We start from the raw sequence: 25,459 nt of genomic DNA, 5'->3' as shown, positions 1-25,459 counted from the left end.
ATCAGGAATCAGGGCTTGGCGGCCGTCGCGCCGGCCGGGGCCGGCGAGGGCCGCAACGCGGCGTCGTACTGGATCTGGCGGCGGAAGACCTCGCGGTCGACCGGTGCCAAGGCCTCGTCCAGCACGCTCACCGCGGGACGGCCGGCCGGGTCGCCCGGCAGCGGCTTCTTCCACGGCACGATGTAGAGCACCTTCGGCAGCTCGCGGTTGCCGATGATCTGCGTGCGGTCGAGGTCTGCACGGTCTTCGGCATGCGCGGAGCCGAAAGCAGCCAGCGTCAACGCAAGCAGCAGTAAGCGACGTGTCATGGCTTCTCCTTGGGGCTCGAGGCGGCATCGGCGGAGGCGGAGGCTGCCGCCGTGGCAGGCGCCGGCGCGGGCGGTGCCGGAGCGCGCCGCTTGACGTCCGCCACCCACTTGGTCACGGCGGCGTCCCCCGGCGCGAGGGCGAGGTAGCGGTTGTAGAGCTCGAGTGCCTCGCCCGGATGGTCGAGGTACAGGTCGTGCAGCACGCCGAGGTTGAGCACGGCAGGCGCGTAGCTCGCATCGGCCGCGATGGCGGCCTCGTAGGCCTCGCGCGCCTTGACGAAGTCGCCCTTCTCGCGCAGGGCCACGGCCTGCTGGTTCAGCGCAGCCGCGGGCGAGGCACCGGCGACGCTGCGCTCGGCCTTGTTCCAGCGGCCCGGACGCAGCTCGCGCAGCGCGCCGTAGCTCTTCTTCACCCAGTCGTCGTACAGGCCATCGGCGGCGCGGTGCGCGTTGAGTTCGTGCAGCTCGATGGCCTTCTCCTCGAAGGGGAAGGCCTGCTCCTCCAGCAGCACGTTGTACTGCTCGAGCTCCAGCTTGGAGAGCTTCTTCGGCCGCTGCGAGCCGATCAGCGCCTTGCCGAAATCCTGGTAGAGCGCACCGATCTGGAAGGTCGACGCGGTGACGACCTCGGCCACGCCGTAGTCGGCGGCCACCGAGTAGGCCTTGAGCGTCTCCTCGAGCTTCTCCTTCTTGAGCTTCAGCTGCTTCTGCAGCGGCTCGACCAGCTTGACCTGCGCGTAGCTGGCACGTGCGGGCTCGGCCAGCGCCAGGGCGGCCATCGCTCCCAGCGTCTTCGTGCGGCCGGTGCGGGCGCTGCCGCCGGACTGGTCGGCCTGGAAGATTTCCTTCTGCAGGGCCAGCACCCGGGCGGCGTTGCCTTCGGCTTCGGCCAGGCGGGCGAGCCGCGCACGAGCCTCGACCGCCGGCTCCAGCGGCGCCGGGTACTGGCGCAGGTAGCGCTCGTAGGCCTTGGCCGATGCGGTGCGTGCGGAGGGGCTGCCGCCTTGAGCGGCCTTGTCGTACATCTCGGCGGCCTGCCACTGCGCGGAGCGGGCCAGCTCCGGATCCTTCTGGGCGACGGCCACCCGCTCGTACTCGGCCGCGGCGGCGGACCACTGGCCCTGCTCGGTGTAGGCCAGTGCCAGCTTGGCGGTCACCTCGTCGGCCAGCTGATGTTTCGGGAAGCGCTGGCGGAAGTCCTCCAGCAGGCGCGTGGCGCCCGGCCAGTCCTTCAGGGCGATCAGCGAGGCGGCGGCGTCGTACTGCGCCGTCGAGCGGACGCTCGAATCCGGCGCAGCCGCCGCCACGCGGGCGAAGTGGGCCGCGGCATCCTTGGTCTGCCCCGCCGTGCGGGCCTTCTCGCCCTGCTTGTAGATCGACGCGGCCAGGCGCTCGTTGAGGTCGGCGCGGGTGGCGTCCTTCTCGGGCGTCAGGGCCAGCACCTCGGTGTAGGCCTTCTCGGCCGTGTCGAAGGCGCCGGCTTCGAAGGAGGTGTGGGCGACCACCGTCCAGGCCACCCGACGCAATGCGGGCGCCGCTGGAGGTTGCAGCGACAGCACCTGCTGCGCGACCTGCGCCGCACGTTCGCCTTCGCCGAGCGCATAGAGCTTGTCGGCCGCGTCGGTGAGCACAGGAGCGGCGCGCTTGTCCTGCGCGTTCGCGGCGGCGAAGCGCAGGCCGCTTTCGACCGAGGCGCGCTGCAGCGCCGCCAGGTCGGCCGTTCGGCCTTCTGCGCGAGCGCGCTTGTCCTGCTCGGCATAGGCCAGCAGGGCGGCATAGCCGGCGTCGGCACTGTTGGCGTGCGGCGGGAAGTTGTAGGCCGCGATCTCGTACTCCGCGGCGGCGGGCGCGAACTGCTTGTCCTCGAACAACAGCTCGGCGAGCAGGAAGTGGCTGCGAGCCGCATCCGCATCGTCGGGGAAGGCCTTGAGCAGAGCGCGGTACCAGCGCACCGCCTCCTGCACATCGGCACTCGCGTGCGTCTTCTGCGCGCTGGCGTGGTAGCGGGTGGCGAGCTCGGTCAGGTGGGTTTTGACCAGCGGCTGCGCGCGCTCCCAGCCGGCCGGGTTGGCGCGGCGGAAGTCGCTCTCGGCGCCGTAGCGTGCGACGTATTCCTTCTTGGCCTCGACGGCCAGCGAATCGAAGCCGGCCTTCTCGTGGATCTCGATCACCCGCGCCTGCATCAGCGGCGCCTGCGCGTGCAGCGGCTGGCGGCGGGCGAAGGCGTTGAGCGTATCGGCGGCGTCCTTGGGGCGCTCCTGCTTCAGGTACAGCGCGGCCAGCTGCTCGTAGACGCGGAACTCGTAGCCGCGCCTTGCATCGCTGGTCACGTAGGCGGGGATGGACTCGGCGCCCTTCAGGTTCTCCAGCGACAGGCTGCTGACGCGGAAGGTGTCTTCCACCAGCTCGCGGTCGGCGCGGGTCAGGCCCTCGACCTCCGCCAGTTCGGCATCGCTCTTCAGCGGCTCGGCCTTCAGGTCCAGCACGCCGAAGAACGAGGTCAGCGCGTCCTCCAGCCGGCCCTGCTTGAACACCGACCAGCCGTGCATGTACAGCGCACGCTCGCGGTAGACGCTTTCGGGTTGCTTGAGAACGATGCCGTAGGCGCCTTCGGCGGCCGGGTAGTTGCGTGCCGTGAAGAGCAGCTCGCCGCGGCGGAACTGGACCTCGTCGAGGTAGCGGGTGTTCGGGTAGTCCTTGACCAGCTTGTCCAGCGTCGCCAATGCCACCTCGAGCTGGCCGCCCTGCTCGTAGGCGCGGGCCAGCTGGTAGTAGACGCGGTCGTTGCCGGGGTCGGCGGGATAGGCCTTGAGGTAGTCCTGGTAGCGCTCGATCGCGGCCTTGTAGTCCGGGTCGGTCGCCCCCGCGGGGGCGTTGACGGCCGGGTTGGCGGCCTTGGCGTCGGCGGCCTCCATCGCGAGGTCGCCGAGGCGCCGCATGGCTTGCGGACGCTGGGGTGCCTTGGGAGCGGCGGCGAGGAAGCGGCGATAGGCCTCGATCGCCTGCTCCTCGTCTCGGGCGATGGCGTTGTCGGGGCCCACCGGGTACTCGCGGCCAGCGAGCGTCTTCAGCGTCGGCTGGTCGTCGCCGGGCAGGGTGTCCTTGTGCGCGCAGCCGGCCAGCACGAGGGCGGCGGCGAGCATGGTCAGGCGCAGGTCAGGGCTTCGCACGTTCGCCCTCCTGGCGTTGGTCCGCGCGATCCGGCCTCTGGGTCGCGCGGTCATACAGCTGGGCGACCGCATAGCGGGCCTGGTCGGCATAGCCGACGAGACGCTCCTGCTGCGCACGCAGCGCGACGATCACGGTGTCCTGCATCGCCGTCTGCTGCTCCGAGGCCAGGGCTGCCACGCGGGGCTGCAAAGTCTGCAGGCGCTTGTCCAGCTCGGCCAGGCGCTGCGCGAAACCGGCGAACTTCGCCGACTGCTCCTGCTCGGCCGCGGCCAGCGCGGCATCGTGGGCACGCGCCTCGGCCAGCTGGCCATCGACGGCGGTCAGGCCCTTTTCGGCCTGCCGGCGCCGCTCGGGACGCTCCTGCGAGAGCTGCCAGGTCAGCGCGCCCTGGAGGCGGCGCAGGCGCTCGGTCGTGGCTTCGCTGTCGACCTCGCCCTTGAGGGCATCGCCGCCCTGGGCCAACAGGCCTCGGGCGCGTTCCAGCATGGCCTGGCGGGCCTGCTCTTCGGCGCTCGCATAGGCCACGCCGTCGGTCGTGTCCTCGGCGGACTGGAACTCGTTGCGCAGGGCATCGCGCCGGCGCTGCAGGGTTTCCAGGCGGCGCTCGGAGGCCCGCTCGCGCACCTGCGGCAAGCGCTCGGCGAAGGCCTGGCGGCGGTTGTCCAGCATGTCGCCGTAGATGCCGATCTTGTCGTGCCACTCGGTGAGGTTGTGGTCGAGGAAGATCAGGTCGCGGTAGTTCTTGAACGACTCCTGGAACTCGTGGCCGGCCAGCACAGGCGCCAGGTGGCCCTGGTGCGGCATGTCGGGCAGCTGCGTCACCGGCAGGTACCAGCCCATGTCCTCGGCCGGGTTGCCCTCGACCAGGCTGGCCACCAGCTTGCCCGACCGGATGGCCGCGATGGATTCCTCCAGCGCGCGGTTCTCCTGGTCGTAGGCGGCGAGGGCCTCCTGGTAGCGGGTCAGCGCCTGCCCGTAGGCGCCGGCCTCGGCCAGGGCGTACGGCACGGCGATGCGGGCTTCGAGCACCGCGGCGTCGCTGGGGTCCCGGTCGGCGAGTTCCATCCAGGGCACCAAGGCCTGCGTGGGCTTCTTCTGGGCGGCCGCGGCCCAGCCGAAGCCGAGCAGCGCCTTGTTCGAATGAGCGCCCTGCAACCTGACTCGCTCCAGCGCCTTGGCGGCGCGCTCGGGGTCGTCCTGCGCCAGAGCCGTGAAGCCCAGCGCCACGTTGGCCTGGTCGCGCAGCGAGCGCAGTTCCTCGGTGGGCATGGGGCTGCGGCCGACTTCGTCCAGCAGCGCCCGGCCGCCTTCGATGTCGCCGCTGCGGATCAGCGCGACGCCGAGGTTGAAGCGGGCGTACGAAGGCGTGGAGCTGACCGGCGCTTCGGCCTCGCGGGCGAAGTTGAAGGTCACCGCATCGAGCAACCAGCGTCCCACGCGGCTGAAGATCGAGCGCCGCGGCGCATCGGCGCCACCCGCCGTCTCAACAACGGGCGGGCGAGCCAGCAGCGCGCGCAACTCCTGCGCCGCTCGCTGTGGGTCCCCCAGCGCCAGGCTCACCTGGCCCGCCAGCAGCGCGCGCTCTTCATCCAGCGCGCCAGGCAGCGGATGCTCGATGCGTGACAACGCATCGGCCGCCTCGGCCAGGCTGCCGCGCTGGTAGCGGATCTTGGCCAGGAAGTACCAGGCCCGATCCCGCACCGCCGGCTCCGCGCCGCGGTTGATCAGCCCGGCGAAGATCTCGCCCGCCTCGCGGTGCATGCCGTAGCCCAGCAGCAACCCGCCCCGCAGGATCTCCGCCTCGTCCTCATGCTGCGGCAGCCGCCCGAAATGCTGCGACACCATCAGGCTTGTCAGCGCCGGAAACGGCCGGTCCTGGAAAAAATAGAACAACGTGTCGCCGTAATGCGGCGCCTTGACCGAATGGTCCACCTTCGGCGCTTCAGCAGCGTGCACCACGGCCGCCGCTACGCACAGCACCGCGACCGCGACACCACGCACCCAACCATGGGCGTGCGCGGATCCGGCTCCGCCGGTCCGCTGCGCGAGCCCCCTCGGGGGGCAGGCCCCGGAGGGGCCGTGGGGGTCCAAAATCATTGCCAGACCCGGACGTCGAACTCAGGCTGCAGCTTCGCGGTCGTGTCGCGGATGCGCAATTCGATGTACTTGGGCTCGGAGGCCTTGTCGAACTTCAGCGTGGTCGCGCGCTTGTAGTCGCGGGTGTGCGGCCCCTGGCCGGTGAAGAAGGCCGTGATCTCGTGGGGCCCCGTCTTGAGGTTGCCCACGAACACGCGTTGCACGCCGCCGCGGTGCAGTGCAGCCACCTCGTTAGGCGTGTAGAGGTAGTCGGCGACGATCTTGTCGTCGAGCTTGATCTGCACGGAGTCGAGCGAGAACAGCTTGCCCACGTCCATCGAGACGAACAGCGCCACCTGGGTATTGGCCGGGAAGAGCAGTTCCTCCTCCAGCACGAGCAGGTCGCGGTTCAGGGCGATGACGTCGGCCTTCAGGTCCTGCACGCGGCTGTCGAGGCCGGCGGCAGGGGCGCTGGCGGGCGCTGCGACGGCGGGTGGTGCGGCCGCAGCATCGGCGGCCTGCGCGGGCATCGTGACGAGGGCCCACGCAGCCAGGGCGGCGGCGGCAGCGCGCAGGAAGGGTTGCAGCAACATGGAGTCTCGATTCAGAAATTGGCCGTCAGGTACAGCTGCAGCAGCGCGCCGTTGAAAGCGTAGGGCTTGCCGGTGCGGATGTCGGTGTAGTCCTGGTAGTCGAAGCGCACCAGCTCCAGGGAGCCGTTGAGCTTGACCTCGTAGCGACCCGGCACCTTGGCGTAGAGGTAGCTCACGCGGCCGCCCAGGCCGTAGCTGTTGAAGGTGCCGAGCTGGCGGTTGCGCGAGACGTAGAGGGTCTCGGTCTCGGCGTTGTCGCTGTAGAACAGCGCCCTGGTCTGGTGGTTCAGGCGCAGCCAGGAGTCGGCCATCCAGGCATCGCCGAAATAGCGGCTGTAGCCGAACTCCAGGGTGTGGGCCTTGATCGCCCAGTTGTCCCAGTAGTAGCGGTACTCGGCCCGCACCACGTGCCGCTGGCCGGCGCCCCAGCCGGTGAACCAGTCGCTCACGTCGCCCTGCGCCCGCAGCTTGAGCGCGCGGCTCGATCGCGTGCGCGGGTCGCGCTCGGGCACCAGGGCGCCGAACACCCGCGCGGCGCGGTACGGGCTGCCGAGGAAGCCTTCGTCCGCGATGGCTTCGACGTTGGCGCTCGCCAGCCAGCGCGGCGTGAGGATCTGCGTGACCCCGAGGCGGTATTGCCAGTGGTTGGCATGGTCGAAGAACCCGACATCCTTCTGCCCCACGTCGTCGTGCCCCTCGGTGAAGCCCAGGCTCACCGTGGTCATGCCCCCGAAGATTTCCTGCGACACATCCAGCCCGACGCTCTGCGCCTTGTAGTCGGGCTCGTCGCTCTTGTTGCCCGACAGGTGGATCAGCGAATCGCGCACCGCGTAGTCCAGGCCCAGGTCGAGCTGCTGGCGGGTCTCGCTGTACTTGCTGGCCTGGGTGACGACGTCGATCGAGGCATTGCTGACCGCGTCGACGTAGTAGTCGGCCGTCAGCGAGACCTTGTCCAGCAGGCTCTTGCGCACCAGCACCGCCGGCCCGACGGCTCGCACGCCGCCACCGTCGTACACGTGCAGCATCGCCTCGGCATGATCCGCCGGCAGATCCACCGCGTGCGCCGCGCCTGCGATCCCACCAAACATCCCGAGCACGCGGCTCGCGACCCTCAGCACCATCCCCAGCCATGGGCGTGCGCGGATCCGGCTCTGCCGGTCCGCTGCGCGAGCCCCCTCGGGGGGCAGCCCCCGGAGGGGGCGTGGGGGCCCTGGTTCGCGGGGCAGCCCCCGGGAGGGGGCGTGGGGGCGATTAGTTACATCCACAGCCGCCTCCCTGGACCCCGGTTGCCCCGCGGGCGCCTTCACGCACCGTGTAGACGTGGTCCCGGTGCCGTTCGGCGAGCGTGTCGCGCGACAGTTGCATGATCGGGTCGGCCAGGCGCTCGCGCTCGTAAGGCTTGACCCACGGCTCGATGGGCGCGCAGGCCTGCAGCGCGATGACGCCGCCCACGCTGAAGGCCAGCGCGGCAACGCGCATGGATCGACTCACGATGCTCATGCTTCCTTCAGCAGCGTTCGGATCTGCTGGTCGTACTCGTTCTCGGTGCCGCTCTTGTAGCCGCGATGCAGGAAGCGGACCCGGCCGTCGCGGTCGATCATCACGGTGGACGGCATCGCCGACAGGTCGTAGAGCTTGCTCACGCGCTTGTCGCTGTCCAGCAGCACCGGGAACTTCACACCCAGCTGGCCGGCGATGCCGGCCGCGTTGCGGCTGTCCTCGTCGACGTTCACCCCCAGCAGCGTGAAGCCCGAAGCACGGTACTTCTCATACAGCTTGTTCAGCTGCGGCATCTCTTCGCGGCAGGGTGCGCACCAGGTGGCCCAGAAGTTCAGCAGCACGACCTTGCCACGCTGTTCCAGCAGGCGGAGGTTGGGTCCATCGAGCGAGCGCAGCGTGAAATCGGGGGCCGGCGAGGCGGACGCGACCGCCGCCCGCGCGGCCGGCAGGCCGAGCGCCAGGGCCGCGCCCGCGGCGCCGAGCGCGAGCACCTGGCGGCGCGCGCGGTCCATCGAAGGGTCTGTCGAGCGAGGGTCGTTCATGCGCTTCAGAAGAGGAAGGACAGGCCGGCGTTGAGCTCGACGTTCTGGGTGCGGTCGCGCTTGCCCAGCAGGTCTAGCGTGTAGATGTTGTCGCGCATGTCCACGCGCAGCGCGAACCAGTCCTTGACGTAGACCTTCACGCCCACGCCGACATCGACGGTCTGCATGCGCTGGCCGTTGAAGCGCGTCGTGCCGCCGCCGGCGAGGATGAAGACCTGCGAAGGCATGGCATAGCTGCTGCCGAGGAAGACCTCGCCCGGCAGCACGTTCATGCCGATGTTCAGGTTCGAATAGATGAGCTTCTCGGTGTCGCCGGTGAAGATGCCGCCGGGCAGGATGCGCCGGAAGGCCTCGTCGCTGACCTTGGTGGTGCCGGCCGCGCCTTCGACGAAGAAGTCCTCGGTGATGTGGTAGGCCAGCCGCAAGCCGCCTGCCGCGCTGGAGCCGAAGTTCTGCGTGGAATACACGCCCCCGAACAGCCCGACCTCGAAGTCGTTGTTCGGGAACTTGGGCAGCTTGAGGTCGCGCCGGTCGACCTGCGGCACGATGGCCTGGTCGGCCGAGCTGCCGTCGGCCGCGAAGGCCGGCGATGCCAGCGCGGCGCCGGCGGCCAGGGCCATGGCGAGTGTCTTGAAGGCGGGTTGTCGCATGGGCATGGCTTCAGGCGTGGCGTCAGAAGTGCAGGGACAGGCCGATGGTCCCGCCCTGGTAGTTCCGGTAGTCGGTGTCGGAGACGAAGACGGCGTAGCGTGAATAGTCGACGCGCAGCGCCACCCGGCCACTCAGGAAGTAGCGGGCGCCGAGCGTGAAGACGCCCATGTTTCCATCCCGCAGCTGGTTGTTCACCAAGGTGTCGTTGGGCTTGTAGTCGAAGCGGCCGACGCCGACGCCGACGAAGGGCGACAGCCGCTTGTCGGACCACGGTTCGGCCAGGAGGCTGGCGGTCCACAGGGTCGCAGTGGCTGTCTTCGTCTGAACGTCGCCGAAGTTGAGGTCCAGGCTCAGCGTGTCCGTGAAGCGCCAGCCGGCCCAGGCCCGCGTGAACGACGTGCTGCCCGAACGATTGGCGCCATAGCCCACGCCCACTTCGAAGCGGCGCTGCAGCCAGTCCTGCAGGCTGGGATCGGCGAGCTCGAAGGGCACGCCGTCCTCGGTCACGGTCTGCTTCATCTGCTCGCGCGAGACCCAGCCCGAGGTGCCGCGCGGCGTGCGGACCTTGAACCAGTCGGTGTGGCGCAGCTCGATGACCACCCACTCGCCGCGCTCGGCGGCGTAGAAGATGGGGTAGCCGCGGCCCGGCCCCGACCGCAGGTCGAGGTAGGGGCCGATGACGCGGACACGCGCGACGCGCGACGCGGCGCCTTCGCCCGGGGGCGCGACGCTGGCCTGTGGCGCGGCCTGCTCGGCGGCCGGCGCGGCGGCGGCGCCGGCGTCTTGCGCCCAGGCACCGTCCGACGCCAGCGTCACGGCAAGTCCGGCCAATCCGGCGACAACGGCAGGAGCCAGACGCATCATTCGGTTTTGCAAGTGCCGGTGTTCGGATCAGCGGGGCTGAACATGCTGTAGGTCGCCGCGCTGAACTCGTCCTGGTCCTTGGGGGCGGGGTGCTCGATCCAGTACTGGATCAGCTTGGCATTGGGGTCGTCCTCGCTGCCGAAGATCTGCCCGCCGCCGTGCAGCATGTTCAGCAGCAAGGGCTTGGCGAGCAAGCGACTTTGCAACGCTTCGCCCGGAATCGTGACGCCCTGGGCCGAGTAATAGTTCTTGTACATGTCGCTGGCGCGAATGACATCGGCCGTGTTGGCCGCGTCGGTCACGTCCAGGGCCGTGGCGCTGCGGATCACGCGCAGCGCCCCGCCGGTGCCGGTGGTGTTGTCGTGGCAGCCGCCGCCGCCGCAGGTGGCGGTGCTGCCGCCGGGCGTCGTCAGCTCGGCCAGCATGAGCGGGAAGATGCAGCGCTGGTAGTAGGCGAAGGCCAGCTTGCGGCCGGTGGTGCCGGGCGGGTTCTGCACGTCGTCCGGATTGCCCAGCGGGCCGCCGCCGCCGCAGGCACCGGCCAGCAGGGCCAGGGCCGCGGCCAGCGCGGCCGCGGCCACCAGGGGTCTTCTTCGGGAAGGCGGCGTCATGAGGCTCAAGGCGTGGGGCAGCCGGTGGCTATCCAGCTGGAGATCGTGCGGTAGTCGGCGCTGCTGGCCGGCAGCACGGCCGTCGTCTGACCGGTGGCTGCCGCCGGGTGCGGGATGGTCGAGGGACGTTGCAGCAGGTAGTTCGACGCCGGTGCGCAGGTGTTGGAGATCATCGTCAGCGTGACACCGAAATCGCCTTCGGCGTCGCCTGTCAGCACGAAGCGGTTGTTGCGGAAGACCAGGGAACCATTGCTGCCGACCGCTTGGTGGCAGCCCGCGCATTTTGCTTGAAGGATGGGATAAACCTTGGCCTCGAAGCTCTGCTGGTTCAGCGTCGTGACGGTTCTCACGCTCGCGCCGTCGAAGGGGTTGTTGTAGTACTGCCCGCCCAGATCGGCCCATTCGGCGACGAGGCGTTTCTCGGCCGCGTTGAGCATTGTTGAATGGTTGGGCGCGCTGATGGGCGGGTTGGGATGCACGGTGCGTGCGTCGGCCCCCGCGGACAGGGTCTGGCCTGAAAGGATCTCGATCAGCCGGCTTTGCCGCGCCAGCCCGAGCGCCCCGCCCTCGCTGGCCATGTTGAACACCAGCGCGGGCTGGCGTTGCAGCACCGGCACGCCGTCGTCGAGCGCCGTCACGGGCTGGCCGTTGGCGTCCAGCAGCGGGTCGCCGATCAGCAGCCGCTCGTACGACACGAGCCGGCCGGTGCCGGCCACGGTGGCCGTCAGGTCGAGCTTGGTGTCGGACGCGTTGTGGCAGTTGGTGCAGGTGTTGGCGCCGCGGTCGCGGGTCCACAGCGGCTGGATGTGGTCGGGGTAGTTGATGACGCCGTTGGCCGGTGCGGTGGTCGCCAGGCCGGCATAGGTGACGGACACCGGGGGCTTGGCCGTCACACCCTTGCTGGTATCGGCCCAGACATCCTCGTAGACCATGTCGGCGGCCAGCTTGAGCGCGGCCGGATCGAGCCGGGTGCGCGTCGAGGCCATGGTCTCGCCCGACTGGTGCTGGCCGGCCAGTGCCGCGCGCAGCGTCGAAGGCATGGTGTCGGCCACGCTGCCGGAGTTGAGCGAGCCGCCGCGGCGCGGGCTGTGGCAGCCGTCGCAGGTGCGGCGCTCGCCCGGGCGGACCTGGATCCAGTTGGTGTGGGTCTGGAAGGCGCGACCCTGCTCGTCCACCACCGCCAGCAGCACCGGCGTGTCGGCGGGCACGTGCAGCTTGAACGAGCCGTCGGGCTCGATGGGCGCGTAGCCGAGGATCTGCTGCGGCTCGAAGTCGGTCTCGCCGATGGCCTCGCGCAGGCCCATCATCGACGCCGGCGGTGCCACGGCACGCACGGCACGGATGAAGCGCGCGGGGCCGCAGCGGTAGGACACGTCGGCCGGGTCCTTCAGCCGAAGGATGTCGGCCACCTGGGGCCGCGTGTCCTGCGCGTCGGTCGGCGTGGTCTTGGGAATGGGCGTGGTGCAGCCGTTGGCGAAGTCGGCTTCGGCCAGCGCCGGGTCGCCCATGCGGCCCAGGCCGTCGGTGTCGTAGACGCTGCGCACCTCGAGCAGGCCGAGGTTCTGCTTCGCCAGGTCGGCATCGACCGAGGTCGGGTCGACCACGTTGGGCGACGCGCGCGAGACGATGGGCACCGGATCGGTGTACATGAAGCCGGCCGGCGGCGCGGCCACGTTCAGCCAGGTCTGCTTCGCCGGGTCGAACATGTAGATCGCATAGGGCGGCGGGACATCGTCCTGCACCTCGTCGGCGGCCGCCTCGGCCAGGCTGCGGTTGTCGTTGGACAGCCGCGTCAGCTCCTCTTCGGTCAGCGTCGCGCAGGACACGACGTCGGTGCCGCGGTGCACCTCGCAGGGACGGTAGGCCACCAGCAGGCGGTCGGTGCCATCCCACAGCGGATAAGGCGTGGTCACGCGGCCGAAGCGCGAAAGGCCACGGTCGATGCTGAGCACCTGCTGCGTCGGGTAGCTCTGGCCGCCCTCGGCCGGCACGTCGTTGCTGGCCGGCGTGTTCTGCTCCGAATAGTGGGCCACGTCGACGAAGACCAGCCCGCCGCCCTCGTTGGTGCGCGACAGCGGCATCAGGTCGGACGAGACGAATCCGGCGTACTTGCCGTTCGGATCCATGTCGCGCGGATGCAGGAAGCTGTTGCCCTCGCTGTGGGCGCCGTACAGCACGAACATGTCGGTGCCGTCCGGCTTCATGCGGAAGATCTTGAAGTGGTTGCGTCCGCCGACGTGGTCCCAGCGCGAGAACATGATGTCGCCGTTGGGCCGCACCACCGGGTTGCGGTCGTGGCTCTGGTTGAACGACAGCTGCCGGATGTTGGTGCCGGTGGCGCTCATGGCGTGCAGGTTGAAGACCCGTTCGCGCTCGTACTCGTCCAGCGCGTAGTAGCTGTGGCCCAGCGCCTGGTTGGTCTTGCTCTTGGTCTGGCGGTTGGAGGAGAAGACGAAGCCGCGGCCGTCGGGCAGGTAGGCCGGGTCGACGTCATCGTCGTCGGTCGAGCTGGTCAGGCGGTGGAACTTGCCGGTGGTCAGCGTTGCCCCGGTCATGTCGTACTCCCAGATGTTCCAGCGGCCGGTGCAGGCCTTTACGCCGTCGACCTGGGAGGTGTTGGAGGTCGGGCACTTGAGCGAGAAGATGATCTTCTTGCCGTTGTACGAGACCTCCGGGTCGGACGCGTCGCCCTTGCCCTGCGTGATGTCGGCGGTCAGGTTGTGCTCGGCCGCGCTGGGCGAGGACAGCTCCTTGACCATCAGGTCGCCACCGGCCGCGAAGGGCGCGCCGTTGGTCGGATTGGCCCCCAGCGTGTTGACGCGCTTGACGTAAGCGATGGGCACCGCGCCTTCCATGCTCAGGCCGTCGTCGTCGGATTTCGAGCTGGAGCCCCCGCCCGAGCAGCCGGGCAGGACCGCCGCAGCGGCCAGGCCGAGCACGGCGGCCGCCGCCCAGGCGACGCCGCGCAGGGCGGCAGGCTTGGCTTGTCTTGACATGGTGGGTTCCCTCCTCGCGCGTGGTTCGGTCAGTCGGGCTGCAACAGCCCGGCCGAGTAATGCAGTTGACCCTCGGCATCGACGACGACGGCGTCGGTACCGGGGACGGATTCGATCAGGGCCAGGCCGCGCTCGCGGCCCAGCACGAAGACAGTCTTGGACAGGGCCTCGCTGGTCAGGCCATCGTCGGCGACGATGGTGACGCTGCGCACTCCGCTGGGGGAGCGGCCGGTGCGCGGATCGATCAGGTGGTGGTGCCGCACGCCGCCCTTGACGAAGAAGCGCTCGTAGTCGCCGGAGGTGGACACAGCCACGTCCTGCAGCGGCAGCACGGCGACGGCACCAGCCTGGCGACGCGGGTCTCGCACCGCGATCATCCAGGGCCGGCCGCGGTGGTCGCCGAGCAGGTGGCTGTCGCCGCCTGCGCTGACCATGGCGTGGGCGATGCCGCGTTCGCGCAGGATGGCGATGGAGCGATCGACCGCATGGCCCTTGGCGAAGCCGCCCAGGTCGATTCGCATGCCGGGATGGCCGAAGCGCAGGGTCGTGCCTTCGAGGAGCAGCTCCTGCCAGCCGATGGCCTGGCGCGCGGCGGCCAGGGTCTCGTCGTCCGGCGCTACGCCGGCGCGGTAGTCGTAGAGCTGCCCGACGCTCGCGTAGGTGATGTCGAACGCGCCGTCGGACCAGCGGGAGAACTCGATCGCCCGCCCGACCAGCGCCGCCATCTCGGCCGAAAGGCGCACCGGGCCGCGCCCCGCATCGCGGTTGATCCGCGACAACTCGGAGTCCGGCTTGTGCGGGCTCATCGTGCGGTCGATGCGGTGCATCTCGCCCATCACCGCGTCGATCGCGGCTTCGCCCTCTGCGCGGCTGCAGGCCCACAGCTCGACCGAAATGGCGGTCCCCATGATGGCCTCCTCGCGCTTGAACCAGCCGGCCTGCGACGGCGCTGCCCGGGACGAGCCGGCGAAGCGTGAGCGCAAGGTGGACAGGGCGGAGAACATCGACGGGAACGGGCGGGCAACGGCGCGACGGCGGACTTCGATTCGAGGGGTTGACGTCGTGTCGGAACACGCGCCCGGCCGAATGTAACTTCGACCTTTGACGGAATCGCCCGGTACTGCAAGCGTGCGACAGCTCATGTGTATTCATTCGCAACAGCGGGCGCGCAGGGCAGCGGCCCGGGGCCGAGAACAATGTCACGCCCGGTGCGCACCGCACCCGGGAGGTCCGGGCGGCGCGTGAAGAGCTGCACGGCCACCGTTCGTTACCGCATGCGAGATGTCGACACCGGAACCGGCCTTCGTCGCACCTGCGGGTTCTCCCTCGGTCCGCCCCCTGGCCCGGCCCGTCGACAACAGCATTTGCTTCGCCCCCCTGTTCGCCGTTTCGCCCTGGCGCCGGACTTGCTTCAATGCGATCACCGACGGTGGTGTATCTTTTCCAGACGGCCAGCGCCGGTGATGACGGAGGTCCGCATGTCCACATCCGCCCAACGCCTGCCCGCAGTCAGCGGCATGCTTCCCATCGCGCGCATGCGCAGCCTCTTCCGCGTCGACGAGGTGGAGAAAAAGCTGCAGAAGTTGCCGCCGCGCGAGCACGAGTCGCTGCGCAGCACCTACGAGCGCATGCTCGAGCGCGGGCCCGAGCGCTTCCAGGTCAAGCCGTCCGGCCTGCCGGTGATGGACCGGCTGTACGAAGAGCTGCCGAACTTCCATGAAGTGCTGGACGACCTCAAGCGGCAGCTCGCGCTGTGCCAGGACAGCAAGGATGCTCTGGAGCTCACCCCCATGCTTCTGCTGGGCCCGCCCGGTGTCGGCAAGACCCATTTCGCCCGCGCGGTGGCCCATCTGCTGGGCACCGGCATGGGCTTCGTCTCGATGAGCTCGCTGACCGCCGGCTGGGTGCTGTCCGGCGCCTCCAGCCAGTGGAAGGGCGCGCGGCCCGGCAAGGTCTTCGAGACGCTCATCGACGGCCCCTACGCCAACCCGGTGATGGTGGTCGACGAGATCGACAAGGCCCGCGGCGAGCATGCCTACGATCCGCTCGGATCGCTCTACAGCCTGCTCGAGCACGACACGGCCGGCAGCTTCACCGACGAGTTCGCCGAAGTGCCCATAGACGCCAGCCAGGTGATCTGGGTGGCCACGGCGAACGACGAGCGCTGCATCCCCGATCCCATCCTCAACCGCGTCAACGTGTTCGAGATCCAGATGCCCGATGCCGACGCCGCGCGCCAGATCGCCCTGCGGCTGTACCAGGGCATACGCGCCGAGCACGACTGGGGCCGTCGCTTCGATCCGGTGCCGCGCGAGGACACGCTGGCCAGCCTGTCGGACATGCCGCCGCGCGAGATGCGCCGCGCCTGGATGACCGGCTTCGGCAATGCCCGCCTCGATGGCCGCGACGCCGTCGAGCCGCGCGACCTGCCGCCCGCTTCGTCCAAGAAGGGCTCCATCGGCTTCGTGCACTGAGGGTCCGGGCTCCCCGAGTCTAGGGAGATCCGCGACCGTCATCCCCTGCGAAGTGGGGGTGCCTTATCCCCATGGCTTTCCCGAGACTGCCCCGCGATCCCGCGCCACAGGGGCCGGGACGCCACCAGGGGAGAGCACTTTGGACAACATGTTCAGGACATGCGCGGGCCTGCTCGCGGGGCTGTGGGCAGCGGCGGCCGGCGCGCACACGACCTATCAAGTCACCGACGTCGCGCCCGCCAACGCCATCGAGCTGGCGCCTCGCGTCAACAACCTCGGCACGGTCGCCGGTTCCATGTTCGACGGCTCCCACTTCCGCGCCTTCATCCACGACGACACGGGCCTGCACCTGCTGAGCTTGCAGGGCAACGGCTGGAACCTCGTGCGCGCCCTGTCGGACAAGGGCGAGGTAGGCGGCTACTGCCAGGGCCTGTCGGATTACGAATACCGCGACCTGGGTTGCCGCTGGCGCCCCGATGGGCAGCGGCGCAAGCCGCTGCGGCTGGGCATGTTCAGCTACATCACCGACATCAACGGTCAAGGGCTGGCGACCGCGTACTACTGGCCCAGGACCCACGAGGCTTCCCATACCCGTGCCGTCGTCGTGACGCGGCATGGCGAAGTCACCGAGCTGGGCAAGCTCGGCGGCCCGGACACGGATGCGGTCGCGACCGCCATCAACGAGAACGGCTGGGTCGTGGGCTATTCGAGCAAGATCCCGTACGGTGAGAACTACGCCTTCATCCACGATGGAAGCGGCATGCGCGAGCTGGACGCCTCCGGCCACCCGGGCCGCGCCTACGACGTGAACGACCTGGGCGACGCGGTGGGCGACAACGACGACGGCGGGCGGCCGCTGCTGTTTCGCGATGGTGCCGCGATCGACCTCGGCACGGTGACCGAAGGCGCGACGGCGCACGCGACCTCCATCAACCGGCACGGCGACATCGTCGGCTGCGAGAAGCAGGCCGATCGCCGCCGCGAGATGGCGGTCATCTGGCCCGGCGGCAAGGGCCCGCGCCGGCTCACGGGGCTGCTGGATCCGGTGTCCGGCGCGGGCTGGGAGCTGGGTTGCGCCACCAGCATCAACAAGGCCGGCCAGATCACCGGCTGGGGCCGGCACGACGGCGTGTGGCGCATCTTTCTGCTCACCCCGATGCCCTAGCGTTCCAACGCGCAACGCCGTCCGGCCGGTCTCGGCCGTGCCGGGCGGCCCTATCATCCTTCGATGCCCGCCAGCCTGGACGGCCGCCTGGTCGTCGCCCTTTCTTCACGCGCCCTGTTCGACTTCGAGGAGGAGAACCAGGTCTTCGAAGCCCACGACGACCGGGCCTACATGCAGCTGCAGTTGCAGCGCCTGGAACAGCCCGCCCTGCCCGGGGTGGCGTTCTCGCTGGCCAAGAAGCTGCTGAGCTTCAACGTGGACCCGGCGGCGCCGCACGTCGAGGTGGTGATCCTGTCGCGCAACGACCCAGTCTCCGGCATGCGGGTGTTTCGCTCGGCGCAGCACTACGGGCTCACGATAGAGCGCGGGGTCTTCACCCGCGGCCAGAGTCCCTGGCGCTACCTCAAGCCGCTGGGGGCGCAGCTCTTCCTGTCGACCAACCTGGCCGACGTCCGGCAGGCGCTGGACGCCGGCGTGCCGGCCGCGCAGGTCTACCCGCATTCGGCCCGGGCCTCGGCGGCCCACCCGGACGAACTGCGCATCGCCTTCGACGGCGACGCGGTGCTGTTCTCGGACGAGGCCGAGGCCGTCTACCAGCGCGACGGGCTGGAGGCCTTCCAGCGCCACGAGGTGAGCCGCGCGACCCTGCCGCTGCCGCCCGGGCCCTTCAAGCCGCTGCTGGAGGCGCTGCACCGCCTGCAGCGCAGCGCCGGCGCCGGCGGCACGCACCTGCGCACCGCGCTGGTGACCGCGCGCAGCGCGCCGGCCCATGAAAGGGCGATCCGCACCCTGATGGATTGGCAGATAGAGGTCGACGAGGCGATCTTCCTCGGCGGACTGGCCAAGGGCCCGTTCCTGCGCGAATTCGAGCCCGACTTCTTCTTCGACGACCAGACCGGCCACGTCGCCAATGCCGCGCCGCACGTGCCTTCGGGCCACGTGGCCGCCGGCATCAGCAATCCCATTTCCTGAGATGACGGCCAGCACGACCACCTTGCCCGCGGTCGCGGCGGCGGGCACTTCCGAACGCCGCCAACCGGCCGGCCTGAAGGTCATCTTCCTGACCGAGATGTGGGAGCGCTTCAGCTACTACGGCATGCGCGCCCTGCTCGTGCTGTACCTGGTCAACGCATTGGGCATGCCGCGCAGCGATGCGCTGGAGCTCTACGGCCTGTACACGGGCCTGGTCTACATCACCCCGCTCGCCGGCGGCCTGATGGCGGACCGCTGGCTGGGTGCGCGGCTGGCGGCCGTCATCGGCGCGGCCATCATGATGCTGGGCCACTTCGCGATGGCGGTGCCTTCGCTGCTGCACCTGGCGATGGGCCTGCTGATCGTCGGCAATGGCCTGTTCAAGCCGAACACGACCTCGATGGTGGGCATGCTCTACCCGGACGAGGCCGACCCGCGCCGCGCCGGCGGCTACACCATCTTCTACATGGGCGTGAACCTCGGCGCCTTCCTGTCGCCGCTGGTGGCGGGCACGCTGGGCGAGCGGCTGGGCTGGCACTGGGGCTTCGCCAGCGCCGGCGTGGGCATGGCGATCGGCATGGCGGTGCTGTGCCTCGGCCAGCGGCTGCTGGGCCGCGCCGGGCTGCGCGAAGGCCAGTCGCCGGTCGGCTGGAAGGACGCCCCGCTCGTCGTCGGCTTCTGTGTCGCGAGCATCGTGGGCGTGCTCGCGCTGCTGGCCGTCGCGCCGTGGCTGGGCCAGGTGTGGACGCCACTGCCCGTGGCGATGAAGGTGCTGCTGGGCCTGGCCCTGCTGGCGTCGTGCGGATGGGCGGCCCTGCGGCAGCCGGCCGGCCATGCCGCGGGCCTGACGCGGGCCGAGGCGGGCCGCCTCGTCGCCATCGGCATCGTGGCCTTCTTCGTCATCTTCTTCTGGATGGGCTTCGAGCAGGCCGGCGGCACGATGACGCTGTTCGCCGACACGCAGACCGACCGCCACGCCTTCGGCCTCGAGATCCCGGCCACCTGGTTCCAGACCATCAACCCCCTGGGGATCGTGCTGATGGGACCGCTGTTCTCGGCCCTGTGGATCGCGCTGGATCGCTCGCGCTTCGCCCTGCCCGACCCGGCCAAGCAGGGCCTCGGCATGATCGTGCTCGGCCTGGGCTTCGTCGTGATGGCCGTCGCGCAAAGCCGCGCCGAGGCGCTCGGCCCGGTCGGGCCGCACTGGCTGGCCATCGTCTACCTGCTGCACACCATCGGCGAGCTGATGCTGTCACCGGTGGGGCTTTCGCTGGTGTCGCGCGCCGCGCCGGCACGGCTGGTGGGCCTGCTGATGGGCGTGTGGCTGATGGCCATAGGCGTGGCCAACTACCTGGCGGGGGCTCTGGAGGGCCTGCTCGCCGGCAGCGGCATTCCGCTGTATGTTTTCCTGCTCGGCTCGTCCCTCGGCGCCGGGGTGCTGCTGCTGGTGCTCACCCCCTGGTTGCACAGGCTGATCCAGGCGCGAGACTGAAGACCCGACAAACACCGCACAGGGAGAACAAAGCCATGGATCTGGCCCGCTGGCTCGGCATCAGTCACCCCTTGTTGCAGGCGCCGATGGCCGGCGTGCAAGGCCACGCGCTGGCGGCGGCCGTCAGCAACGCCGGCGGCCTCGGCGCGCTGCCCGCCGCCATGCTTTCGCCCCAGCAGCTCGCGGCCGAGCTCACGGCCCTGGCCGCCGCCACGGCGGGCGCGCCCTTCAACGTCAACTTCTTCTGCCACGTGCCTCCCCGGCCGGACAGTGCGCGCGAGGCCCGCTGGCGCGAGCTGCTTCGCCCGGCCTATGCGGAGGCCGGCATCGACCCGCAGACCATCCCTTCGGGCCCGGGCCGGGCGCCCTTCAGCCACGAATACGCCGATGTCCTGGAGCCCTTCCGCCCGGCCGTGGTGAGCTTCCACTTCGGTCTGCCGGTGCCCGAGCTGGTGGCCCGCGTGAAGGCCTGGGGCTCGAAGGTGCTGTCGACCGCCACCACCGTCGACGAAGCACGCTGGCTGGAGGCCCAGGGTGCCGACGCCATCGTGGCGCAGGGCCTGGAGGCCGGCGGCCATCGCGGCCACTTCCTCGCTGACGACCCGCTGCTGCAGCTCGGCGGGTTCGCCCTCTGGCCCCAGGTGGTGCAGGCGGTGCGGATCCCGGTGATCGCCGCCGGCGGCATCGCCGATGCGGCGGGCGTGCGCGCGGCGCGCGAGCTGGGCGTGGCGGGGGTCCAGATCGGGACGGCCTACCTGCTCTGCGACGAGGCCACCACGAGCCCGCTGCACCGCGCGGCCCTCAGGACCGACGCCCCCACCGTCCTCACCAACGTCTTCACCGGCCGGCCGGCACGCGGCATCGTCAACCGCGCGGTGCGCGACTGGGGGCCGATCAACCCGCTGGCACCGGCCTTCCCGCTGGCCACGGCTTCGATCGCGCCGCTGCGCGCCTGGGCCGAGGCGCGCGGCCACGCCGACTTCTCGCCTTTGTGGTCGGGGCAGAACCGCAGCGGCTGCCGCGAGGTCCCGGCGGCCGAATTGACTCGCGAGCTGGCTGCGGCCTGGCCCGCCTGATCAGGGCAGCGCGAACACGTACAGCCGGCCCTGGATGTTCTCGGGGTAGTACTTGTCGGCGCTGCCGATGTACAGGCGCCCGTTGACCACCGTCGGCGACGAGTTGACGATGGATTCCGGCACGCTGGCGATCCAGATCGCGTCGCACCAGTAGGCGCCGCAGCCATCGGCATTCCAGGCCAGCACGTTGCCGGTGTTGCGGCCCGCGTAGACCACGCCATTGGCGACCGTGGGCGAGGAGTCGATGATGGCCTGGGCCCCCGCCCCGAAGCCCATCCACAGCGGCTGGCATTTCGGCTTGCCGCAGCCCGCGGCGTCGTACACGGCGAGCTCGCTTTCCAGCCCGATGTAGACGCGGCCGTGGGCCACCGCCGGCGAGCCGCCGAAGAAAAGGGTCTTGTCCACCGCCTTCCACAACGGCTCGCATGTCGACAAGCCGCAGCCCGCAGCATTGAAGGCCGCCAGGCCGTGCGCGGCACCGATGTAGACCACGCCATTGGCCAGCGCAGGGCTGGAGGCGAACGCCGGGCCGGGCAGCGGGCCGGTCCACAAGGGATCGCAGCGCGCCGCGCCGCAGCCGCCGGCGGCAAAGGCATACAGCCGGCCGTCGTCGGAACCGACATAGACCACGCCGCCGGCCACCAGCGGCGTCGATTCGATCGTGCCGCGGGTCTTGCCGGTCCACAGCGGGTCGCACATCTTCGCGCCGCAGCCCTGCGCGGCGAACGCATACAGGCGCCCGTCGAAGGCGCCGACGTAGACCACGCCATCGGCCACTGTCGGCGAGGAGTAGAGGATGGAATCCTTGCCGGCACGGCCCTGCCACAGGGGCTCGCACACGTCGTGGCCGCAGCCCGCGGCCGCGAACGCATTGAGGCGGCCGTTGTTGCTGTCGTAAGAGGTCTGCGAGCCGACGTAGACGATGCCGTCCTTGACCGTCGGCGAGTCGACGATCTGCGCGAGGTCACTCGACCGCCACAGCGGCTGGGTGCACAGGTCCCCGCCGCAACCCTTGGCGTCATACGCCCACAGCGTGCCGTCCATGGAGCCTATGTAGGCCACGCCGCCCACCACCGCCGGCGAGGACTGGAACACCAGCATGCCGAGCTGCGCGGCCCAGGCCCGCGTGAGCTGCGCCACGTTGTCCACGCCGATGCGTTGCTCCAGCGGGTTGTGGCCCGTGTGCGCTTCGTCGAAGCGGAACTGGGGCCAGTCGAGGGCCGCGGCCGGGCCTGCGAACAGCCCGGCCAGGGCCAGCAACCAGGAGGCGGTCTTCATCGCGTGCTCCTTCCGGCGGTGAGTGCCGCGGACGAGGGCCCGGGATCAAGCCGGCGGCGCGTAACTGCGCAGGCCCTGCAGATCCAGCACCCGCACGCCACCGTACTCCACCGCGATCAGCCGCCTGGCCTGCAAGGCTTGCAGCGCTTCGTTGACCCGCTGTCGCGACAGCCCCACCAGATAGCCGAGCTCCAGCTGGGTGATGCGCAGCAGCTGGCCGACGCCGGGGTAGAGCACGGGGTGGAACAGCGCGGCCAGGTTGCGCGCCACCCGCGCGTCGGGGTCGTTCAGGCGGTCGGTCTCGCGCGCGGCGATGAACTGGCCCAGGCGCTCGTTGAGCTGGTTGAGCACGAAGCGGTTGAAGGGGATGCTGCGCGCGAGCAGGTCGTGGAAGGCATCGACCGGCAGGCCCGCCACCGCGCTCTTGCGCAGCGACTCGATGTTGTAGCGGTAGGGCTCGCGCTTGAGCAGCGTGCCCTCGCCGAACCAGGCACCCGGCGGCACGCCGGTGAAGGTGACCGGTGCGCCCGCGCCCGGCTCGTTGCTCATCTTCAGCAGCCCTTCGAGCACGCCGAACCAGTAGGTGGCCGGGCGGCCGATGCGGCAGATCTGCTCGCCCGGGCCGGCATGCGCGAGCACGATGCTCGAGCGGGCCATGCGCTGGTCATCAGGCTCCAGCACGGCCAGCCACGGGATGCTCGCGAGCTCGGCTTCGCTGGGGGCGCGGGCGCGTTCGCGCAGGGGCCGGGCGTCGTGGGCAGGCATGGGGCGATGCGGGAAAGTCCGGACAGGACTGGCGCGAAGATTGTCGTCCAACCGACAACATGGCGTCAAACTTCGGCCTAGCATCCGCCCATCAAAAGTCGGCCCGGAATGCTCCGGAGCCGGCCTGGACAGGAGACAGCGCCCGTGCAGACGACCTTCGTGCGATTGATGCTGGAGCATGCCGCCAGGCGCCCCGACGCGCCGGCGCTGCGCGAGAAGGAGTACGGCATCTGGCAGACCACGACCTGGTCGCAGTTGGCCGAGCGCGTGCGCTACCTGGCCTGCGGCTTCGCGGCCGCGGGCCTGCAGCGCGGCGAGCACGTGGTGGTGATTGGCGACAACCGGCCGCGCCTGTATGCCGCGATGCTCGCGGCCCAGGCCCTGGGCGCGGTGCCCATCCCGCTGTACCAGGACGCGGCGTCCACCGAGTTCGTCTTCCCGATCAACAACGCCGAGGTGCGCTTCGCGGTGGTGGAGGACCAGGAGCAGGTCGACAAGCTGCTCGAGATTCGCCCACAGTGCCCCGGCCTGCAGCGCCTGTGGTACGACGACCCGCGCGGCCTGCGCCAGTACCAGGAGCCGGGCCTGGCCTCGCTGCAGTCGCTGCTGGAAGAAGGCCATCTGCACGACAAGGCCCATCCCACGCTGTTCACCCACGAGGTGGGCCTCGGGCAGGCGAGCGACGTGGCGGCGATGTTCTTCACCTCGGGCACCACGGGCAACCCGAAGGGCGTGGTGCACACCCACTTCTCGCTGCTGGACCGCGCCGCGGCCGGCCAGAAATTCGACAAGCTGACCGAGGCCGAGGAGGTGCTGGCCTACCTGCCGCCGGCCTGGATCGGCCAGAACATCTTCAGCTTCGCGCAGTGGCTGGCCTGCGGCTACATCGTCAACTGCCCGGAGTCGGCCGCCACGGTGTCCATCGACATGAAGGAGATCGGGCCGAGCTACTACTTCGCGCCGCCCCGCATCTTCGAAGGCATGCTGACCTCGGTGATGATCCGCATGGAGGATGCAGCGGCGCCGAAGCGCGCGCTGTTCCACCACTTCATGGCGCTGGCCCGCCGAGTCGGCACGGCGCTGATGGACGGCCGCCCCGTGGGCTGGCTGGACAGGCTGCGCTACGGCCTGGGCAACCTCCTGATCTACGGCCCCTTGCGCAACACGCTGGGCTTGTCCCGCGTGCGCGTGGCCTACACCGCCGGCGAGGCCATAGGGCCGGACCTGTTCAGCTTCTACCGCTCCATCGGCGTGAACCTGAAGCAGCTCTACGGCTCCACCGAGACCGCGGTGTTCGTCTGCCTTCAGCCGGACCACGAGGCCAAGGCGGACACGGTGGGCGTGCCCATCGACGGCGTGCAGATCCGGCTGTCCGACTCGGGCGAGCTGCTGGTGAAGTCGCCGGGGCTGTTGAAGGAGTACTACAAGAACCCTGCCGCCACCGCCGAGGTGCTGACGGCCGACGGCTGGTACCACACGGGCGACGCCGGCTTCCTCGACGCCGGCGGGCACTTGAAGATCATCGACCGCGCCAAGGATGTGGGGCGGCTGATGGGCGGCGTGAACGACGGCGCGATGTTCGCGCCCAAGTACGTCGAGAACAAGCTGAAGTTCTTCCCGCACATCAAGGAGGCGGTGGCCTTCGGCGACAAGCGCTCCAAGGTCTGTGCCTTCATCAACATCGATTTCGAGGCGGTGGGCAACTGGGCCGAGCGGCGCAACCTGCCCTACGCCGGCTATGCCGATCTTGCCGGCCGGCCCGAGGTCTACGAACTCATCCGCGACTGCGTCGAGAAGGTGAATGCCGACCTCGCGCGAGACGAGTTGCTCGCCGGCAGCCAGATCCACCGCTTCCTGGTGCTGCACAAGGAGCTCGACGCGGACGACGGCGAACTCACCCGCACCCGCAAGGTCCGCCGCGGCTACATCGCCGACAAGTACCAGGTGCTGGTCGAGGCGATGTACGAGGGCCGGCGCGAGCAGTTCATCGAGACGGCCGTGAAGTTCGAGGACGGGCGCACCGGCTCGGTCAGCGCGACGCTGAAGATCCAGGACGTGCAGGTTTTCGGCGTGGCCGCCGAGGCGGCGCCGGCACCGCTGCCGGCCTCACCGAAACCCCTCGCAAAGGCGGCCTGATGAGCACGCAACGACCCACAGGCAACGTCATCCTCGACGTCCAGAACATCAGCCTGCGCTTCGGCGGCGTGAAGGCGCTGACCGACATCAGCTTCAACGTGCGGGAGCACGAGGTGCGGGCCATCATCGGCCCCAACGGCGCCGGCAAGAGCTCGATGCTGAACTGCATCAACGGGGTCTACACGCCGCAGGAGGGCCAGATCACCTTCCGCGGCCAGACCTTCAAGCACATGAACTCGCGCCAGGTGGCCGAGATGGGCGTGGCGCGCACCTTCCAGAACCTGGCGCTGTTCAAGGGCATGAGCGTCGTCGACAACCTCATGACCGGCCGCAACCTGAAGATGAAGACCAACATCTTCCAGCAGGCGATCCGCTGGGGCGCGGCCGAGCGCGAGGAGGTGGCGCACCGCGAGTTCGTCGAGCACATCATCGACTTCCTCGAGATCCAGGCCTGGCGCAAGACCCCGGTCGGCCGCCTGCCCTACGGCCTGCAGAAGCGCGTCGACCTCGGCCGCGCGCTGGCGATGGAGCCCTCGGTACTGCTGCTCGACGAGCCCATGGCCGGCATGAACGTGGAGGAGAAACAGGACATGTGCCGCTTCATCCTCGACGTCAACGAGGAGTTCGGCAGCACCATCGTCCTCATCGAGCACGACATGGGCGTGGTGATGGACATCTCCGACCGCGTCGTGGTGCTCGACTACGGCAAGAAGATCGGCGACGGCCCGCCCGAAGAGGTGCGCAGCAACCCCGATGTCATCGCCGCCTACCTCGGCACCAGCCACTGAG

The 25,459-nt window shown here is 69.8% G+C and carries 21 protein-coding genes; 7 read left to right on the top strand and 14 right to left on the bottom strand.

The genetic code is table 11. The features are described 5' to 3' along the window. Positions 1-8: 8 nt before the first annotated feature. The 12 genes from ACS5PM_RS15090 to ACS5PM_RS15035 form a co-directional block, all read right to left on the bottom strand. Positions 9-308 carry a hypothetical protein gene (locus ACS5PM_RS15090; protein WP_439388469.1) on the bottom strand — a complete coding sequence of 100 codons (300 nt, stop codon included), beginning with the start codon at positions 306-308 and terminating at the stop codon, positions 9-11. After that, complete coding sequence (locus tag ACS5PM_RS15085; RefSeq protein WP_439388468.1) at positions 305-3,478, bottom strand: tetratricopeptide repeat protein; 3,174 nt, start codon at positions 3,476-3,478, stop codon at positions 305-307. The genes ACS5PM_RS15090 and ACS5PM_RS15085 overlap by 4 nt, the downstream gene beginning before the upstream one ends. After that, on the bottom strand, positions 3,465-5,411 hold the full coding sequence (locus tag ACS5PM_RS15080) for a tetratricopeptide repeat protein (protein ID WP_439388467.1): 1,947 nt from the start codon (positions 5,409-5,411) through the stop codon (positions 3,465-3,467). The genes ACS5PM_RS15085 and ACS5PM_RS15080 overlap by 14 nt, the downstream gene beginning before the upstream one ends. A 161-nt stretch (positions 5,412-5,572) precedes the next feature. Continuing rightward, a complete protein-coding gene (locus ACS5PM_RS15075; RefSeq protein WP_439388466.1) occupies positions 5,573-6,148 on the bottom strand; it encodes an AraC family transcriptional regulator in 576 nt (191 codons plus the stop codon). Positions 6,149-6,159: 11 nt separating this feature from the next. Next, the gene (locus ACS5PM_RS15070; protein ID WP_439388465.1) at positions 6,160-7,236 is read right to left on the bottom strand and encodes a DUF3570 domain-containing protein; all 1,077 of its coding nucleotides are present in this window, start codon (positions 7,234-7,236) and stop codon (positions 6,160-6,162) included. Between the two features lie 163 nt (positions 7,237-7,399). Continuing rightward, entirely contained in the window at positions 7,400-7,648 is a 249-nt protein-coding gene (locus ACS5PM_RS15065) for a DUF4266 domain-containing protein (RefSeq protein WP_439388464.1), read from the bottom strand. Continuing rightward, a complete protein-coding gene (locus ACS5PM_RS15060; protein ID WP_439388463.1) occupies positions 7,645-8,190 on the bottom strand; it encodes a TlpA disulfide reductase family protein in 546 nt (181 codons plus the stop codon). Before ACS5PM_RS15060 ends, ACS5PM_RS15065 begins: the two co-directional genes overlap by 4 nt. Positions 8,191-8,195: 5 nt before the next feature. Continuing rightward, positions 8,196-8,840 carry an outer membrane beta-barrel domain-containing protein gene (locus ACS5PM_RS15055; protein WP_439388462.1) on the bottom strand — a complete coding sequence of 215 codons (645 nt, stop codon included), beginning with the start codon at positions 8,838-8,840 and terminating at the stop codon, positions 8,196-8,198. A 22-nt stretch (positions 8,841-8,862) separates the two neighbouring features. Beyond that, a complete protein-coding gene (locus tag ACS5PM_RS15050) occupies positions 8,863-9,657 on the bottom strand; it encodes an outer membrane beta-barrel protein (RefSeq protein ID WP_439388461.1) in 795 nt (264 codons plus the stop codon). Positions 9,658-9,701: 44 nt separating this feature from the next. Then, on the bottom strand, positions 9,702-10,286 hold the full coding sequence (locus tag ACS5PM_RS15045; RefSeq protein ID WP_439388460.1) for a hypothetical protein: 585 nt from the start codon (positions 10,284-10,286) through the stop codon (positions 9,702-9,704). A gap of 35 nt (positions 10,287-10,321) precedes the next feature. Beyond that, on the bottom strand, positions 10,322-13,312 hold the full coding sequence (locus ACS5PM_RS15040; RefSeq protein ID WP_439388459.1) for an HzsA-related protein: 2,991 nt from the start codon (positions 13,310-13,312) through the stop codon (positions 10,322-10,324). A gap of 29 nt (positions 13,313-13,341) precedes the next feature. Then, positions 13,342-14,316 (bottom strand): FAD:protein FMN transferase, encoded by a 975-nt coding sequence (locus ACS5PM_RS15035; RefSeq protein ID WP_439388458.1) that lies wholly within the window; start codon positions 14,314-14,316, stop codon positions 13,342-13,344. A gap of 474 nt (positions 14,317-14,790) precedes the next feature. On the opposite strand from ACS5PM_RS15035, the gene ACS5PM_RS15030 reads away from it, so the two are divergent. From ACS5PM_RS15030 to ACS5PM_RS15010, 5 genes are all read left to right on the top strand, one after another. Next, entirely contained in the window at positions 14,791-15,786 is a 996-nt protein-coding gene (locus tag ACS5PM_RS15030) for an AAA family ATPase (RefSeq protein WP_439388457.1), read from the top strand. 148 nt (positions 15,787-15,934) lie between these two features. Beyond that, positions 15,935-16,951, top strand: coding sequence for a hypothetical protein (locus ACS5PM_RS15025; protein ID WP_439388456.1), 1,017 nt, complete (start codon positions 15,935-15,937; stop codon positions 16,949-16,951). Positions 16,952-17,014: 63 nt separating this feature from the next. Continuing rightward, positions 17,015-17,923, top strand: coding sequence for a 5'-nucleotidase (locus ACS5PM_RS15020; protein WP_439388455.1), 909 nt, complete (start codon positions 17,015-17,017; stop codon positions 17,921-17,923). A 1-nt stretch (position 17,924) separates the two neighbouring features. Then, on the top strand, positions 17,925-19,415 hold the full coding sequence (locus ACS5PM_RS15015) for a peptide MFS transporter (protein ID WP_439388454.1): 1,491 nt from the start codon (positions 17,925-17,927) through the stop codon (positions 19,413-19,415). Between the two features lie 35 nt (positions 19,416-19,450). Further along, entirely contained in the window at positions 19,451-20,491 is a 1,041-nt protein-coding gene (locus ACS5PM_RS15010; RefSeq protein WP_439388453.1) for an NAD(P)H-dependent flavin oxidoreductase, read from the top strand. Here the strand turns inward: ACS5PM_RS15010 and ACS5PM_RS15005 are convergent, their stop codons facing one another. Together ACS5PM_RS15005 and ACS5PM_RS15000 are read right to left on the bottom strand one after the other, a co-directional pair. Continuing rightward, the gene (locus tag ACS5PM_RS15005) at positions 20,492-21,769 is read right to left on the bottom strand and encodes an outer membrane protein assembly factor BamB family protein (protein WP_439388452.1); all 1,278 of its coding nucleotides are present in this window, start codon (positions 21,767-21,769) and stop codon (positions 20,492-20,494) included. It abuts the gene before it with no gap. Positions 21,770-21,814: 45 nt separating this feature from the next. Next, complete coding sequence (locus ACS5PM_RS15000; RefSeq protein ID WP_439388451.1) at positions 21,815-22,534, bottom strand: Crp/Fnr family transcriptional regulator; 720 nt, start codon at positions 22,532-22,534, stop codon at positions 21,815-21,817. Between the two features lie 144 nt (positions 22,535-22,678). Between ACS5PM_RS15000 and ACS5PM_RS14995 the strand changes: the two genes are divergently transcribed. After that, the gene (locus tag ACS5PM_RS14995; RefSeq protein WP_439388450.1) at positions 22,679-24,670 is read left to right on the top strand and encodes an AMP-dependent synthetase/ligase; all 1,992 of its coding nucleotides are present in this window, start codon (positions 22,679-22,681) and stop codon (positions 24,668-24,670) included. Next, the gene (locus tag ACS5PM_RS14990; RefSeq protein WP_439388449.1) at positions 24,670-25,458 is read left to right on the top strand and encodes an ABC transporter ATP-binding protein; all 789 of its coding nucleotides are present in this window, start codon (positions 24,670-24,672) and stop codon (positions 25,456-25,458) included. Before ACS5PM_RS14995 ends, ACS5PM_RS14990 begins: the two co-directional genes overlap by 1 nt. Position 25,459: the final 1 nt, after the last annotated feature.

The sequence above is a fragment of the Ideonella flava genome (assembly GCF_051857595.1).
GTDB lineage: Bacteria > Pseudomonadota > Gammaproteobacteria > Burkholderiales > Burkholderiaceae_C > Ideonella.
This window is presented reverse-complemented; position numbering and strand designations above follow the sequence as displayed.

Bases quoted from the DNA above. Each gene is read 5' to 3' on its own strand.
- ACS5PM_RS15075 (WP_439388466.1), bottom strand. From the start codon at position 6,148: ATGTTGCTGCAACCCTTCCTGCGCGCTGCCGCCGCCGCCCTGGCTGCG.
- ACS5PM_RS15060 (WP_439388463.1), bottom strand. From the start codon at position 8,190: ATGAACGACCCTCGCTCGACAGACCCTTCGATGGACCGCGCGCGCCGC.
- ACS5PM_RS15090 (WP_439388469.1), bottom strand. From the start codon at position 308: ATGACACGTCGCTTACTGCTGCTTGCGTTGACGCTGGCTGCTTTCGGC.
- ACS5PM_RS15000 (WP_439388451.1), bottom strand. From the start codon at position 22,534: ATGCCTGCCCACGACGCCCGGCCCCTGCGCGAACGCGCCCGCGCCCCC.
- ACS5PM_RS15030 (WP_439388457.1), top strand. From the start codon at position 14,791: ATGTCCACATCCGCCCAACGCCTGCCCGCAGTCAGCGGCATGCTTCCC.
- ACS5PM_RS14990 (WP_439388449.1), top strand. From the start codon at position 24,670: ATGAGCACGCAACGACCCACAGGCAACGTCATCCTCGACGTCCAGAAC.
- ACS5PM_RS15005 (WP_439388452.1), bottom strand. From the start codon at position 21,769: ATGAAGACCGCCTCCTGGTTGCTGGCCCTGGCCGGGCTGTTCGCAGGC.
- ACS5PM_RS15035 (WP_439388458.1), bottom strand. From the start codon at position 14,316: ATGTTCTCCGCCCTGTCCACCTTGCGCTCACGCTTCGCCGGCTCGTCC.
- ACS5PM_RS15020 (WP_439388455.1), top strand. From the start codon at position 17,015: ATGCCCGCCAGCCTGGACGGCCGCCTGGTCGTCGCCCTTTCTTCACGC.
- ACS5PM_RS15070 (WP_439388465.1), bottom strand. From the start codon at position 7,236: ATGTTTGGTGGGATCGCAGGCGCGGCGCACGCGGTGGATCTGCCGGCG.
- ACS5PM_RS15065 (WP_439388464.1), bottom strand. From the start codon at position 7,648: ATGAGCATCGTGAGTCGATCCATGCGCGTTGCCGCGCTGGCCTTCAGC.
- ACS5PM_RS15055 (WP_439388462.1), bottom strand. From the start codon at position 8,840: ATGCGACAACCCGCCTTCAAGACACTCGCCATGGCCCTGGCCGCCGGC.
- ACS5PM_RS15025 (WP_439388456.1), top strand. From the start codon at position 15,935: ATGTTCAGGACATGCGCGGGCCTGCTCGCGGGGCTGTGGGCAGCGGCG.
- ACS5PM_RS15040 (WP_439388459.1), bottom strand. From the start codon at position 13,312: ATGTCAAGACAAGCCAAGCCTGCCGCCCTGCGCGGCGTCGCCTGGGCG.
- ACS5PM_RS15015 (WP_439388454.1), top strand. From the start codon at position 17,925: ATGACGGCCAGCACGACCACCTTGCCCGCGGTCGCGGCGGCGGGCACT.
- ACS5PM_RS15010 (WP_439388453.1), top strand. From the start codon at position 19,451: ATGGATCTGGCCCGCTGGCTCGGCATCAGTCACCCCTTGTTGCAGGCG.